The 13,729-nt window shown below is 50.3% G+C and carries 16 protein-coding genes; 8 read left to right on the plus strand and 8 right to left on the minus strand.

Annotation, left to right across the window (positions count from 1 at the left end):
* Window positions 1–215 precede the first annotated feature (215 nt).
* A complete protein-coding gene (metR, locus tag ACJHYR_RS20340) occupies window positions 216–1,169 on the plus strand; it encodes an HTH-type transcriptional regulator MetR (protein ID WP_000573618.1) in 954 nt (317 codons plus the stop codon).
* Here metR and bioP read toward each other — a convergent pair.
* The 3 genes from bioP to pldB all read right to left on the minus strand — a co-directional run bounded on the left by bioP (window position 1,057) and on the right by pldB (window position 3,862).
* The gene (gene bioP / locus ACJHYR_RS20345) at window positions 1,057–1,956 is read right to left on the minus strand and encodes a biotin transporter (protein WP_001196244.1); all 900 of its coding nucleotides are present in this window, start codon (window positions 1,954–1,956) and stop codon (window positions 1,057–1,059) included. The two genes, metR and bioP, sit on opposite strands and share 113 nt — an antisense overlap.
* Window positions 1,957–2,031: 75 nt before the next feature.
* Window positions 2,032–2,832: a sugar/pyridoxal phosphate phosphatase YigL gene (gene yigL / locus ACJHYR_RS20350; RefSeq protein WP_000285355.1), complete on the minus strand. Its 801-nt coding sequence runs from the start codon at window positions 2,830–2,832 to the stop codon at window positions 2,032–2,034.
* Between the two features lie 7 nt (window positions 2,833–2,839).
* Window positions 2,840–3,862 (minus strand): lysophospholipase L2, encoded by a 1,023-nt coding sequence (pldB, locus tag ACJHYR_RS20355; protein WP_000487664.1) that lies wholly within the window; start codon window positions 3,860–3,862, stop codon window positions 2,840–2,842.
* A gap of 110 nt (window positions 3,863–3,972) precedes the next feature.
* Between pldB and rhtB the strand changes: the two genes are divergently transcribed.
* Complete coding sequence (rhtB, locus tag ACJHYR_RS20360) at window positions 3,973–4,593, plus strand: homoserine/homoserine lactone efflux protein (RefSeq protein ID WP_000171710.1); 621 nt, start codon at window positions 3,973–3,975, stop codon at window positions 4,591–4,593.
* 61 nt (window positions 4,594–4,654) lie between these two features.
* Here rhtB and rhtC read toward each other — a convergent pair whose 3' ends face one another.
* The 3 genes from rhtC to pldA all read right to left on the minus strand — a co-directional run bounded on the left by rhtC (window position 4,655) and on the right by pldA (window position 8,170).
* Window positions 4,655–5,275: a threonine export protein RhtC gene (gene rhtC, locus ACJHYR_RS20365; RefSeq protein ID WP_000928828.1), complete on the minus strand. Its 621-nt coding sequence runs from the start codon at window positions 5,273–5,275 to the stop codon at window positions 4,655–4,657.
* A 63-nt stretch (window positions 5,276–5,338) separates the two neighbouring features.
* Window positions 5,339–7,168, minus strand: coding sequence for an ATP-dependent DNA helicase RecQ (gene recQ / locus ACJHYR_RS20370; protein WP_000035581.1), 1,830 nt, complete (start codon window positions 7,166–7,168; stop codon window positions 5,339–5,341).
* A gap of 132 nt (window positions 7,169–7,300) precedes the next feature.
* Window positions 7,301–8,170 carry a phospholipase A gene (pldA, locus tag ACJHYR_RS20375; RefSeq protein ID WP_001259694.1) on the minus strand — a complete coding sequence of 290 codons (870 nt, stop codon included), beginning with the start codon at window positions 8,168–8,170 and terminating at the stop codon, window positions 7,301–7,303.
* Between the two features lie 164 nt (window positions 8,171–8,334).
* Between pldA and yigI the strand changes: the two genes are divergently transcribed.
* From yigI to ACJHYR_RS20395, 4 genes are all read left to right on the plus strand, one after another.
* Window positions 8,335–8,802, plus strand: coding sequence for an acyl-CoA thioesterase YigI (yigI, locus tag ACJHYR_RS20380; RefSeq protein WP_001277142.1), 468 nt, complete (start codon window positions 8,335–8,337; stop codon window positions 8,800–8,802).
* Window positions 8,803–8,853: 51 nt separating this feature from the next.
* The gene (gene rarD, locus ACJHYR_RS20385; RefSeq protein WP_000339094.1) at window positions 8,854–9,744 is read left to right on the plus strand and encodes an EamA family transporter RarD; all 891 of its coding nucleotides are present in this window, start codon (window positions 8,854–8,856) and stop codon (window positions 9,742–9,744) included.
* Window positions 9,745–9,838: 94 nt separating this feature from the next.
* Complete coding sequence (yigG, locus tag ACJHYR_RS20390; protein ID WP_001309870.1) at window positions 9,839–10,219, plus strand: protein YigG; 381 nt, start codon at window positions 9,839–9,841, stop codon at window positions 10,217–10,219.
* Between the two features lie 13 nt (window positions 10,220–10,232).
* Complete coding sequence (locus tag ACJHYR_RS20395) at window positions 10,233–10,613, plus strand: DUF2628 domain-containing protein (RefSeq protein ID WP_000032587.1); 381 nt, start codon at window positions 10,233–10,235, stop codon at window positions 10,611–10,613.
* Window positions 10,614–10,655: 42 nt separating this feature from the next.
* Here the strand turns inward: ACJHYR_RS20395 and corA are convergent, their stop codons facing one another.
* On the minus strand, window positions 10,656–11,606 hold the full coding sequence (gene corA, locus ACJHYR_RS20400) for a magnesium/cobalt transporter CorA (protein ID WP_000947159.1): 951 nt from the start codon (window positions 11,604–11,606) through the stop codon (window positions 10,656–10,658).
* A 151-nt stretch (window positions 11,607–11,757) separates the two neighbouring features.
* Window positions 11,758–11,814, minus strand: coding sequence for a protein YsgD (ysgD, locus tag ACJHYR_RS20405; RefSeq protein WP_211180520.1), 57 nt, complete (start codon window positions 11,812–11,814; stop codon window positions 11,758–11,760).
* Window positions 11,815–11,975: 161 nt separating this feature from the next.
* Here ysgD and ACJHYR_RS20410 point away from each other — a divergent pair, with 161 nt between their 5' ends.
* Both ACJHYR_RS20410 and ACJHYR_RS20415 read left to right on the plus strand, forming a co-directional pair.
* Window positions 11,976–12,740, plus strand: coding sequence for a phosphodiester glycosidase family protein (locus tag ACJHYR_RS20410; protein WP_000951197.1), 765 nt, complete (start codon window positions 11,976–11,978; stop codon window positions 12,738–12,740).
* A gap of 82 nt (window positions 12,741–12,822) precedes the next feature.
* Complete coding sequence (locus tag ACJHYR_RS20415; RefSeq protein WP_000751630.1) at window positions 12,823–13,725, plus strand: S-adenosyl-l-methionine hydroxide adenosyltransferase family protein; 903 nt, start codon at window positions 12,823–12,825, stop codon at window positions 13,723–13,725.
* The last annotated feature ends 4 nt before the right edge of the window (window positions 13,726–13,729 follow it).

Here is a 13,729-nt window from a genome sequence, read left to right on the forward strand (position 1 = left end):
GTAAATCCTATGGATTTTGAATTTAGGGAAGGCGGCAAGTTTATTCATCCCCGGGAGCTTACTGAAGTAAGTGACCGGGGTGAAGAAACGCAGCCAACGCACCATAAATTTAAAAGACGAAGGATTTTAGCCGTCCAGATGTTTACACATCCATAATTGGCGGTTACTGTATATTCCTCAAGCGCAAATTATTCATGCCGAAGTGAAGGACTTTCATGATCGAAGTAAAACATCTGAAAACGCTACAAGCGTTGCGGAACTGCGGCTCGCTCGCAGCCGCTGCGGCGACGTTGCATCAGACGCAATCCGCCCTGTCTCACCAGTTTAGCGATCTGGAACAACGCCTTGGCTTCCGGCTATTTGTGCGTAAGAGCCAGCCGCTTCGCTTTACACCGCAGGGAGAAATCCTGTTGCAACTGGCAAATCAGGTGCTGCCGCAAATCAGCCAGGCACTGCAAGCCTGCAATGAACCGCAGCAGACGCGTCTGCGCATTGCCATCGAGTGCCATAGCTGTATTCAGTGGCTGACGCCCGCGTTAGAAAATTTCCATAAGAACTGGCCGCAGGTCGAGATGGACTTTAAATCGGGCGTGACGTTTGACCCGCAGCCTGCGTTGCAACAGGGCGAGCTGGATCTGGTGATGACGTCAGATATTCTGCCGCGCAGTGGCCTGCATTATTCGCCGATGTTCGATTATGAAGTGCGTCTGGTGTTGGCACCTGACCATCCGCTGGCGGCGAAAACGCGTATTACACCGGAAGATCTCGCCAGCGAGACGCTGTTGATTTATCCGGTGCAGCGTAGTCGACTGGATGTCTGGCGGCATTTTCTTCAGCCAGCAGGCGTCAGCCCGTCACTGAAAAGCGTCGATAACACCTTATTGTTGATTCAGATGGTTGCCGCGCGGATGGGTATTGCCGCACTACCGCATTGGGTGGTGGAGAGTTTTGAACGCCAGGGTCTGGTGGTGACCAAAACCCTGGGCGAAGGCTTGTGGAGCCGACTGTACGCCGCCGTGCGCGATGGCGAGCAGCGTCAGCCGATTACAGAAGCGTTTATTCGCTCAGCGCGCAATCACGCCTGCGATCATCTGCCGTTTGTGAAGAGCGCGGAGCGACCCACTTACGATGCACCCACAGTGAGGCCAGGATCACCAGCGCGCCTGTAATAAACGTTGGCCAGTGCGGCTGTTGGTGCCAGATAGCCAGGTTTACCAGCAGCCCTGCCGGAACGTGCATATTATTCATAATGCCCAGCGTTCCGGCGTCCACCTGCGTCGCGCCGTAGTTCCACATAAAGTAGCCAATCCCGGAAGCCACCACGCCAAGAAACACCAGAATGCCCCATTGCAACGTGGTTTGCGGCATTTTCTGCGCATTTCCCAGCAAGAACCATGCAATCACCGCCACCAGGAACGCGCCAAGATAGAACCACGCAAAGGCGTTATGCTGCGGCATCGGGCGAGTTTCCATCAGACGTTTGTAACCCACCATGCCGATGGCAAAAGTGATATTGGAGAGCTGCACCAGCAGCAGGCCAGTCCAGAAGTGGTCGGTGACCTGATCATAGCGAATAATCCCGGCACCAATCACCGCCAACAAGGCGCTAAAAGCATAGCCCCAGCGCAGACGGCGCTGACTCATGATGTCATAAATCAACGTGATGTAGAGCGGCGTCAGTACGGTGAACAGCAGCAGCTCGGAGACCGTCAGGTAGAGATAGGCGCGGAAACTCAGCATATACATCACGCCGAGCTGCATCGCGCCTACCAGCATATACAGGCCGACCGTTTTCAGGCTATTGCCACGGGTACGCAGAAACGGCAGAAAAACCAGTGCCGCCAGGCCAACGCGCACCAGCACTGCAAAATAGCTATCGACGTGCCCCGCAAGGTACTCGCCATAAAAGCTAAAGGAGAAGGCCCACAGAATCGTGGTGATGATAAGTAGCGCCACAATGGAAAACTCTTTGATTAACGAGTATCCATTGTAGCGAAGTATCAGGTTGACAACTGACCAAATAAAGAACGATTACGATAAATAGAGCTTACGCAGATAATGCGGCACTGCGTCCTCGGCGTTAGTACCAATCACTTCCAGTTCCGGATGCAGATCTTTCAGACGCTGGTGCGCACTGCCCATAATGCAGCCTTTCCCCGCCATCGACAGCATTTCGGCGTCGTTCATCCCGTCACCAAACGCAATACAATCTTGCAGGCTGTAGCCCAGTTTCTTCGCCACCGCTTCCAGCGCATGACCTTTCGACACGCCGCCCGCCATCACTTCCAGACAGGTTAAGGTAGAGAAACTGACGTTGACGCGATCGCCCCAGCGAGCGTTGATCGCCTGCTCCAGCGGCAGAAGTTGTTCATGGGAATCGCAGGTGAAGAACACTTTGCTGACGCCTTCCGGCTCCAGTAATCCCGGCTCATACAGCGCATATTTGAACACCGCTTCTTTAAAAAAGCGCATCTCTTCCGGGCGATGGCGATTCATAAACCATTCGTCGTCGCGATAAACGTTAGTAATGATGTCCGGATTGTCGTTGACTACGCCAAACAGATCGCTGGCAATGTCGCGATCCAGGTTATGAGCAAAAATCAGATTGCCATCCAGATCGTGAACGCGCGCGCCATTGGAGGTAATCATGTAAGACTTAATCTCCAGATTATCGCGAATTTGCCCCACATCAACGTGGTGACGACCGGTCGCAAACACAAAGTTGATGCCGCGCGCGGTGAGCAGCTTCAGAGTTTCTTTGGCGTAAGGGGATAACGTATGGTCGGGAGAAAGTAACGTGCCATCTAAATCAGACGCAACAACCTGGTACATAAGAAATTTAAACCTCTGTAGAGCGGTTTCCGCTGGGTGAGTTATGCCTGTTGAAAAAATCAACGATGGCGTGGAGCGCGACTGAGCGCATTGCGTCCTTTTCAAAAAGGATCTCATGGTACGCACCTTTAATTACCAACGGCCGTCCTCCTTCGACAGGATGGCCCGCGGCAGTGCGGAGTTCACAAAAACGGTCGTGCATGCGGTTATCCACCACGCGTTCCTCTTCAGCTTGTAAGAGAAGCGTTGGCGTGGTGTCATCACCCGCACCGGCTAACACCTGTTCGCCAGCCAGAATACTTTCGCGTACCCAATGGTAGGTCGGCCCACCGACGCGAATCGTTGGGTCATCAGCATAGAAGCGTAAGTTACGTCGATATCGCTGTCTGCTGTGGGTCAGTACGTTGATAGCAAACGGCAACGCGCGCCAGCGCCCGGTGCCTATTGCATAGCCATCACGGAAACGTGGATGCGCTTCGGCCCAGTTGAGGATCTGCCGTGCCATAAATGACGGCATACGAATCACGATCCCAAACATTGGCGCAGTTAGCGCAATGGCGTCACATACACCTGGATGGCGTTGCAGAAATAATGTGGAGATCGCACCGCCCATTGAATGTGCCAGTATATAGCGTTTACGCCACGGACCGGGCTGAACCTCCTGTTGCCAGAATGCCGCCAGATCATCAACATAATCATTAAAGCGATTAACATGCCCGAGATGCGGATCGGCTAACAGGCGACCGGAACGTCCCTGCCCGCGATGGTCGATGATTAAGACATCAAACCCCAAATGGAACAGGTCATAGGCCAGTTCCGCATATTTTACGTAGCTCTCAATACGCCCCGGGCAGATGACTACCACCCGGTCATGGTGCTGTGCGCGAAAACGGACAAAGCGCACCGGAATGTCATCCACACCAGTAAATTCTGCTTCATCACGCTGACGCCAGAAATCAGTCAGCGGTCCCATGGTAAAAGCAGCAAACGCGTTTTCTCTTGTTTCCCAGTCTTTTTGCTGCTGAAACATCGGGTAATCTGCCTCTTAAACCACGTAAAATCGTTTTTTTAAGCGTGCCTGACACAACGCTGCGACAGTAGCGTATTGTGGCACAAAAATAGACACACCGGGAGTTCATCATGACCTTAGAATGGTGGTTTGCCTACCTGCTGACATCGATCATTTTAAGCCTGTCGCCAGGCTCTGGCGCAATCAACACCATGACCACCTCGCTCAACCACGGTTATCGCGGCGCGGTGGCGTCTATTGCTGGGCTTCAGACCGGACTGGCGATTCATATTGTGCTGGTTGGCGTGGGGTTGGGGACGCTATTTTCCCGCTCAGTGATTGCGTTTGAAGTGTTGAAGTGGGCAGGCGCAGCTTACTTGATTTGGCTGGGAATACAGCAATGGCGCGCCGCTGGTGCAATTGACCTTAAATCGCTAGCCTCTACTCAATCGCGCCGACATTTGTTCCAGCGCGCAGTGTTTGTGAATCTTACCAATCCCAAAAGTATTGTGTTTCTGGCAGCGCTATTTCCGCAATTCATCATGCCGCAGCAACCACAACTGATGCAGTATATCGTGCTCGGCGTCACCACTATTGTGGTCGATATTATTGTGATGATCGGTTACGCCACCCTTGCTCAACGGATTGCTCTATGGATTAAAGGACCAAAGCAGATGAAGGCGCTGAATAAGATTTTCGGCTCGTTGTTTATGCTGGTGGGAGCGCTGTTAGCATCGGCGAGGCATGCGTGAAAAATAATGTCGGATGCGGCGTAAACGCCTTATCCGACTTACTCTGATGACGCGTCTGGCATCAACGCGAAATAATCAAATGAATGCCAAATCCGGCAAATAACGCCCCGGCAAAACCATCAATCCACTTCGCCAGACGCTGATAACCACGGCGCATTTGCGGCAAAGCAAACAGGCTGGCAACGACGGTAAACCACGCCAGTGTTTCGATAATAATCAACGCGAAAATGCCCCAGCGCTCAGTGGTGCCGACGTTATCGCCGACAAACAGCGAGAATACCGAACCAAAGTAGATAATCGCTTTCGGATTGGCGAGATTGGTCAGTAAGCCTTTCAGGAAACTGCGCCCGCTTTTTGCCAGCTCAACCTGTGGTGCAGGCGCAGAAACCGCCTCTTTTTTCAGTGCACCACGTAGCATCTGGTAACCCATCCAGCAGAGATACAGGCCACCGCCCACCATAATCAGCGTATGCAGCCAGGCCATTTTTTCGATAATCAAATGTAGGCCAAGCAACGCAATCCCAGCCCAAACCATTACGCCGCAGGTAATGCCCAGCACGCCCATCATCGCTTCTTTACGGGAACGACTAACAGCGGTCTGAGAGACAAAAAAGAAATCGGGACCGGGGCTCATAAGCGCCACAATGTGCACCATGGCGACGGTGAGGAATAACATCAACATACATTAGACTCGCGGGGGAAACGTTTACGGAGTCTTCATCCTGGCACTTTTTTATGCTGCTGACTACTCTTCGTCGTCACCATCGACATGCGCACGAATCAGCGCCATAAACGGTTTGCCAAAGCGTTCCAGCTTGCGCATACCAACGCCGTTAACGCTGAGCATTTCGCTGGCGGTGATCGGCATCTGTTCAGCCATCTCAATCAAGGTCGCGTCGTTAAATACCACGTACGGCGGGACATTGCTTTCATCGGCAATCGATTTACGCAGTTTGCGTAATTTGGCGAACAGTTTGCGATCGTAGTTGCCGCCGAAGGATTTCTGCATCGCTTTCGGTTTGAGCGCCACGATACGCGGCACGGCAAGTTGCAAAGAGGATTCGCCGCGCAGCACCGGACGCGCAGCCTCTGTCAGTTGTAGGGCAGAATGCTGGGCAATATTTTGCGTCACCAGGCCGAGGTGAATCAGCTGGCGGATCACGCTCACCCAATGTTCATGGCTTTTATCACGGCCCATGCCATAGACTTTCAGTTTGTCATGACCATAGTCGCGGATACGCTGGTTATTAGCGCCACGAATCACTTCCACCACATAACCCATCCCAAACCGCTGATTCACACGACCAATGGTGGAAAGGGCAATCTGAGCATCGGTTGAACCATCGTATTGTTTCGGCGGATCGAGGCAGATATCGCAGTTCCCGCACGGCTCCTGCCGCCCTTCGCCAAAGTAGTTCAGCAGCACCAGACGACGGCAAGTTTGCGCTTCGGCAAACGCGCCCATCGCATTGAGTTTATGACGTTCGATATCCTGTAACTGCCCCTGCGGTTTCTCTTCCAGACAACGACGCAGCCACGCCATATCCGCCGGATCGTAAAACAGCATCGCTTCCGCGGGCAGGCCATCACGCCCGGCGCGTCCGGTTTCCTGATAATAGGATTCAATGTTGCGCGGAATATCAAAATGCACCACGAAGCGAACGTTTGGTTTATTGATGCCCATGCCGAACGCCACCGTCGCCACCACAATTTGCAGGTCATCGCGCTGGAATTTCTCCTGCACATCAGCGCGAACATTATTTTCCAGCCCGGCATGATAGGCCGCCGCGCTAATTCCCTTGCTTTGCAGACGCGCAGCTGTGTCTTCTACTTTCGCACGACTATTACAGTAAATAATCCCCGACTTACCGCGTTGTTCCTGTACATAACGCATCAACTGATCGAGCGGTTTGAATTTCTCCATCAGCATGTAGCGAATGTTCGGGCGGTCAAAACTGCTGATTTGAATCAGCGGATCGTTCAGCCCCAACAGGCGGACAATATCCTGGCGTGTGGTGTCGTCGGCGGTGGCAGTCAGCGCCATAAACGGCAGCGTCGGAAAACGCTGACGCAGCTGACCGAGGGCAGCGTATTCCGGGCGGAAATCGTGGCCCCATTGGGAGATACAGTGCGCTTCATCAACGGCTAATAACACCGGATTCCAGTGCGCCAGATGCTCAAGAAAGTTATCCAGCATCAGGCGTTCCGGCGCGATATAAAGCAGGCGGATTTGCCCGGTGCGACAGCCTGTCATCACTTCAAGTTGCTGCTCGCGGGTTTGCGTCGAGTTAAGGCACGCCGCCGCCACGCCGTTGGCTTGCAGTTGATCCACCTGATCTTTCATCAACGAAATCAGCGGTGAAACAACCACGGTAAGGCCGTTTAGCAATAAGGCAGGAATTTGATAGCAAAGGGATTTTCCGCCACCAGTGGGCATGACGACGAGGCAATCGCGGCCGGAAAGCACAGTGTCGATAATTTCTTCCTGGCCGGGGCGAAACTGTTGGTAGCCAAAGGTTTCTTGTAAAACCTGTTTAGCTCCGGACTCCAGATTCAACACTTCCGCCTGCGCCACATTCACCCCGATTGCCTGAAATAAAAACAGGCGCTATTTTCAGCGCCTGCGCGAGAAACTGCAATGCTTTTAGTCTCTGAGAGGGTAATCCTGGATGCTGGATTCCAGATTTGCCAACCACTCAACCGTTCATCAAAACAAATCGTTTAGCATAACCCCCACACCGACACGGGTCTGGTTGAAGTTATAGTCGATGAGCGATTCGCCATAGCCGCTGTAAACCTGAGTATAAAGGCGCACATGTTTGGTGATCGGGTAACTTAAGCCTAACTCCGCGCCGCCGTAGCCGGTGTTCCAGTTGTACTGTCCTTTCGCACTCAACACCGCATCACCGAGGTGATAGCCGATTTTAAGCTGGTAGTAACCCATATATTTGGTGATATCCGGGTTATCGTCAGTATTACCCACCACATACCACGGCTTCACTTCTACCAGCCAGTTACCGTTTTCTGCCATCAGGCGGGTATAAAGGCGGTTCCAGCTACGGGAAGTCGGGTCTGAACGCCCGTTAGAGTCGTGGTTATACCCCATCTCCACATCGCGCAGCGTCCAACCTGCAAAACGGTAATCGGTGGCAAAACCGAGGAACAATTGCGGTTCGTAGTTGGTTTCACGAAACGGTGAAGACTCTTCGCTATTGGACAGTTGCCACCAGGATTTTTGCGTATAAGACGCACCCAATACCGAGTTCGGGCCTAAAATCCCACGCCACAGCGGAAACGCCAGGCTCAACTGAAACTTTACTTCATCCTTACGCGCATTTTCCGCCCAGTCGTAACTGGCAATCGCTTCTTTATTCAGATCGCTGGTTTGGGTATAGATGATGTAGTTGGTGTCATAAGGATAAAGGGTGAACGGATTGTCATGCTCCTGCAGCATATTGGCGATAATACTGCCACGCACCGCTGGCGCGTCATGCACCTCTTTCACCGTTGCCTCTTGTGCATATACTGCCATAGGCAACATAAACACCGGCAACAACCAGCCCTGCAGAGTCCGCATCGCTCGTGTTCTCCGTAACGAATTATTGATAAGGTGAATATTTTTCTGCGGGCTATTTTACATACTTAACTCCATAGCCGTTAGTTATCCCTTCCTAAAGTAGAAACCAACAACAAAGAAGCATAAAATCAACATTTCATTAACTAATGAAGTGTAAGGATGATATGTCTGCCGTACTGACCGCTGAACAAGCCCTGAAATTAGTGGGTGAGATGTTTGTTTATCACATGCCATTTAACCGCGCATTGGGGATGGAACTGGAGCGTTACGAAAAAGAGTTCGCACAGCTGGCCTTTAAAAATCAGCCAATGATGGTGGGTAACTGGGCGCAAAGCATTTTGCACGGCGGGGTCATTGCGTCGGCGCTGGATGTCGCCGCAGGTCTGGTGTGCGTGGGAAGTACCTTAACCCGCCACGAAACCATCAGTGAAGATGAACTACGCCAGCGGCTATCGCGGATGGGGACCATTGATCTTCGCGTCGATTATCTGCGCCCAGGCAGAGGCGAGCGTTTTACTGCTACCAGTAGCCTGTTACGTGCAGGCAATAAAGTCGCCGTCGCCCGCGTTGAATTACACAATGAAGAACAGCTTTATATTGCCAGTGCTACAGCCACCTATATGGTAGGTTGATAACGTAAAAGCAGGTAAACTGCTGTTACCAATTAAAAATGAGTATTCCCGATGGATGCAAAACAAACGCGGCAGGGCGTATTACTCGCTCTTGCCGCTTATTTTATTTGGGGTATTGCGCCAGCGTACTTCAAGCTAATTTACTACGTGCCCGCCGATGAGATCCTGACGCATCGCGTGATCTGGTCGTTTTTCTTTATGGTGGTGCTGATGAGCATTTGCCGCCAGTGGTCCTATTTAAAAACGCTGATTCAGACGCCACAGAAAATTTTTATGCTGGCAGTCTCTGCCGTGCTGATTGGTGGCAACTGGCTACTGTTTATCTGGGCGGTGAACAATCACCATATGCTGGAAGCGAGCCTTGGTTACTTTATTAACCCGCTGGTGAACATTGTGCTGGGGATGATTTTCCTCGGCGAGCGATTCCGCCGGATGCAATGGCTGGCGGTGATTCTGGCGATATGTGGCGTGTTGGTTCAGTTGTGGACTTTTGGTTCACTGCCGATTATCGCGCTGGGGCTGGCGTTTAGTTTTGCCTTCTACGGCCTGGTACGCAAGAAGATTGCTGTTGAAGCGCAAACCGGCATGTTAATCGAAACTATGTGGTTGCTGCCCGTGGCGGCGATTTACCTGTTTGCTATTGCCGACAGCGCAACCAGCCATATGGGGCAAAACCCGATGTCGCTGAATTTACTGCTGATCGCCGCCGGTATTGTCACTACCGTACCGCTGTTGTGTTTTACTGCGGCTGCGACACGCCTGCGTCTCTCAACGTTAGGCTTTTTTCAGTACATTGGCCCGACGCTGATGTTCCTGCTGGCTGTGACGTTTTATGGCGAAAAACCGGGTGCCGATAAGATGGTGACCTTCGCCTTTATTTGGGTGGCGCTGGCAATTTTTGTGATGGATGCGATTTATACGCAGCGTAGAACGTCCAAATAAAAAATAAATATATTCTGAAAAAATATGCCGACTCTTGCATGAGAGTGGGCATATTGCCATGCTGACAGGAGACTCACACAAGGATGTAAAATTTATGTTGCGTATATTTATCCCAACATCTAACGGTAAGATTTCCAGACGTCGTTATATATTTTCATTTATTTTAATAAATTTCATTTTTGCCTTTCTTATTATCTTTTTTAACGATGGGGACGCAGGTTTTCTTGTTATTGTCTCTACCATCGCACTCCATTATCTCGTCATCAACATAAATTGCCAACGACTCCGTGATAGTGGTTTCATATATATAAAAACTTATGTTTTTGGTACATTAGCAGTATATATCATCTCTATCATCACAATGATAGCCGAACATTTTGATTGTTCAGGCAATGGTTCGATGATTTTTTTGATTTGTTATTTTTCCACTTTCAGTATGCTAATGCTTGCACCTACTGATTCATCAAAACAATAGTTATGGAGTATTTATGAGTAAGGAGTATATGAACGATGGTTCATTAAGTGAAAAATGGAAATACCGATTTAACTTTTATGATCAACATGGCTTTCCTGGATTCTGGGGGGCAACACCAGAATATAAAGCAGCATTTAAAACATTAAAAGTAAGACAACGATTAACTATTCAAATGAATTTCATTGCTTTCTTCTGTTCCTGGATCTATTTATTTGTTCTGGGATTATGGAAAAAAGCAATTATAGTTCTATTACTTGGCATTCTATCTCTATTTGTTGGTGCACTAATTGGCGTTAACATTCTGGGAATTGCCGTAGCAGCCTATGTTGCTGTTAACACGAACAAATGGTTTTATGAGAAAGAGGTAAAAGGGTTAAATACCTGGAGCCTTTGAATAACAGGTGGCTTAGCCAGGCTAAGCCACCGCTCTCGTTTTTTACAACCAGTTCTTCCGCTTAAAGTACAAATACGGTGCCAGGCCCGCGAGGATCATAAAGATAATCGCGCCAGGGTAGCCGAAACTCCACTTCAGTTCCGGCATAAACTCAAAGTTCATCCCGTAGCTGGAAGCAACCAGTGTTGGCGGCAGGAACACGACGGATACCACCGAGAAGATTTTGATGATGCGGTTCTGCTCGATATTGATAAAGCCCATCGCCGCCTGCATCAGGAAGTTCACCTTCTGGAACAGAGATTCGTTATGCGGCAGCAGGGATTCGATATCTCGCAGGATTTCACGCGCCTGCTCCAGTTGACCACCCGGTAAACGCGCCTTGCGTACCAGGAAGTTGAGCGCGCGCTGGGTATCCATCAGACACAGGCGAACTTTCCAGCCGATATCTTCCAGTTCCGCCAGCGTGGAGAGCGCCTCGTCGTACTCATCGCCCTGATGCCCTTCCATAATTACCCGGCTCAACTGCTCCAGGTCGCTGTAGATATTTTCAATTTCATCTGCCAACTGTTCGATTTTGGTTTCGAACAGATCCAGCAGCAGCTCGTAGGCGTTACCGTCCACCATTGACTGGCTACGGGCACGCATACGATACAGACGGAATGCAGGCAGTTCACGCTCACGCAGAGTAAACAGACGACCATCACGGATGGTAAATGCCACAGTGGAGTTACCGGCGTGATCTTCCGCATCTTCAAAGAAGAAGAAGGAGTGAATATGCAGGCCGTCATCGTCTTCAAAGAAACGTGCCGATGCTTCGATGTCTTCCAGTTCCGGGCGGGTTGCCAGGCTCTGGCCAAGTTCAGATTGTACGCGCAGTCGCTCGTCGTCGTCCGGTTCGACAAGATCAATCCATACTGCATTTACAAGGGGTTGTGACTCTTCGACTTCCAGCCGGGTCAGTCGGTTATTTTCCAGTTGAAATGCGCTCAGCATGACCGGGACTCCCAATGCTTAAAATATCGGACAGTTCGGTGGGCACACAGAAACAAATTGGGTTTCAGACCATTAAACAGCCTGACTCAGCGCGACGGGAAAAATTGAGGTCGCTGACAACCGCTAAGGCTATCAGCAAAAAGGGATAGCCTTAGGAGTTGATCCTGGATGACAGGATAGTGAGCCAGTATCTACTGGGTGTGTCCAAGGCGAATGTCCTCTTAGAGTGATCGTGCGCGCATGTTACGCCAGCAAAATTTTGCCGTCAACACGCAACAGAACACCACAGAACAATAGTTGAACTTCGCGCTTTTTGGTACTCGTCAAGGTCGCTAACAGGATAAAAAAATCCCACATCCAGGACCTATAATGGCGCATCGGCTACTCATTGGTAAAGGAATGATCACCTTGAATCTCAAACGGATTTTTCTCGTCCTCACCTTACTTCCCTTGTTTGCTGTTGCCGCTGATGATTGCGCACTCTCAGATCCGACGCTGACCGTACAGGCGTATACCGTTAATCCTCAAACAGAGCGGGTGAAAATGTACTGGCAAAAAGCCAATGGCGAAGCGTGGGGAACGTTACATGCTCTGCTGGCGGATATGAATAGTCAGGGTCAGGTGCAGATGGCGATGAACGGCGGCATCTATGATGAAAGCTATGCGCCGCTCGGTTTGTACATCGAAAACGGTCAGCAGAAGGTGGCGTTAAATCTCGCTTCAGGTGAAGGGAATTTTTTTATCCGTCCTGGCGGCGTGTTTTATGTCGCGGGAGATAAAGTCGGCATCGTTCGTCTGGATGCCTTTAAAGCCAGTAAAGATATTCAGTTTGCGGTGCAGTCAGGGCCAATGTTGATGGAAAACGGTGTAATTAATCCGCGTATTCATCCCAACGTCGCCTCACGCAAAATTCGTAACGGTGTTGGGATTAATAAACAAGGGAACGCCGTGTTTTTGTTGAGCCAGCAGGCGACAAATTTTTATGATTTTGCCTGTTATGCCAAAGCGAAACTGAACGTTGAGCAGTTGCTTTATCTTGATGGCACAATTTCACATATTTATATGAAAGGCGGGGCAATCCCGTGGCAACGCTATCCTTTTGTCACCATGATTTCCGTCGAGTGGAAAGGTTAAGCATTGTACACTCGAGGAGGCCAGACAAACTGGGACTGGCTACACAGCTGGAAAATCATCAGATAAATGAAGGGAAACAAAAATGAAAAAAACGCTCGCAACGTTATTTTTATTAACGTGTCTGGGATCATCATCCGCCTATGCGGATAACGCTCTGATTTTACAAACTGATTTTAGCCTGAAAGATGGTGCCGTCTCGGCGATGAAAGGGGTCGCATTCGGCGTTGACCATAATCTTAAAATCTTTGATTTAACACACGAAATTCCACCGTATAACATCTGGGAAGGCGCTTATCGTCTGTATCAGACTGCCAGTTACTGGCCGCAAGGTTCGGTGTTTGTTAGCGTGGTCGATCCGGGCGTAGGCACTGACCGTAAATCGGTAGTGCTGAAAACCAAAAACGGTCAATACTTCGTTTCACCAGATAACGGTACGCTCACTTTGGTGGCACAAACTCTGGGTATTGATAGCGTCCGGGAAATCGACGAAAAAGCTAACCGCCTGAAAGGTTCTGAAAAGTCATATACCTTCCACGGTCGTGATGTGTATGCCTACACCGGTGCGCGTCTGGCTTCCGGGGCGATTACGTTCGAACAGGTGGGGCCAGAGCTTCCTGCAAAAGTTGTCGAACTTTCTTATCAGAAAGCCAAAGCAACAAAAGGTGAAGTGAAGGGCAATATCCCGATTCTCGATATTCAGTACGGCAACGTCTGGAGCAATATCAGCGACGAGTTGCTGAATCAGGCAGGAATCAAACTCAACGACACGTTGTGTGTGACCATTTCCGAAGGTTCCCAGCAAAAATACGCAGGGAAAATGCCGTATGTCGCAAGCTTCGGCGATGTGCCGGAAGGCCAGCCGATGGTGTATCTGAACAGCTTGTTGAATGTTTCCGTGGCGCTGAATATGGATAATTTCGCGCAGAAACATCAGGTTACGTCTGGTGCTGACTGGAATATTGATGTGAAGAAGTGCGCTAAGTAAGGTG

Source organism: Escherichia sp. WS1450, from assembly GCF_046487395.1.
Lineage (GTDB): Bacteria > Pseudomonadota > Gammaproteobacteria > Enterobacterales > Enterobacteriaceae > Escherichia > Escherichia coli.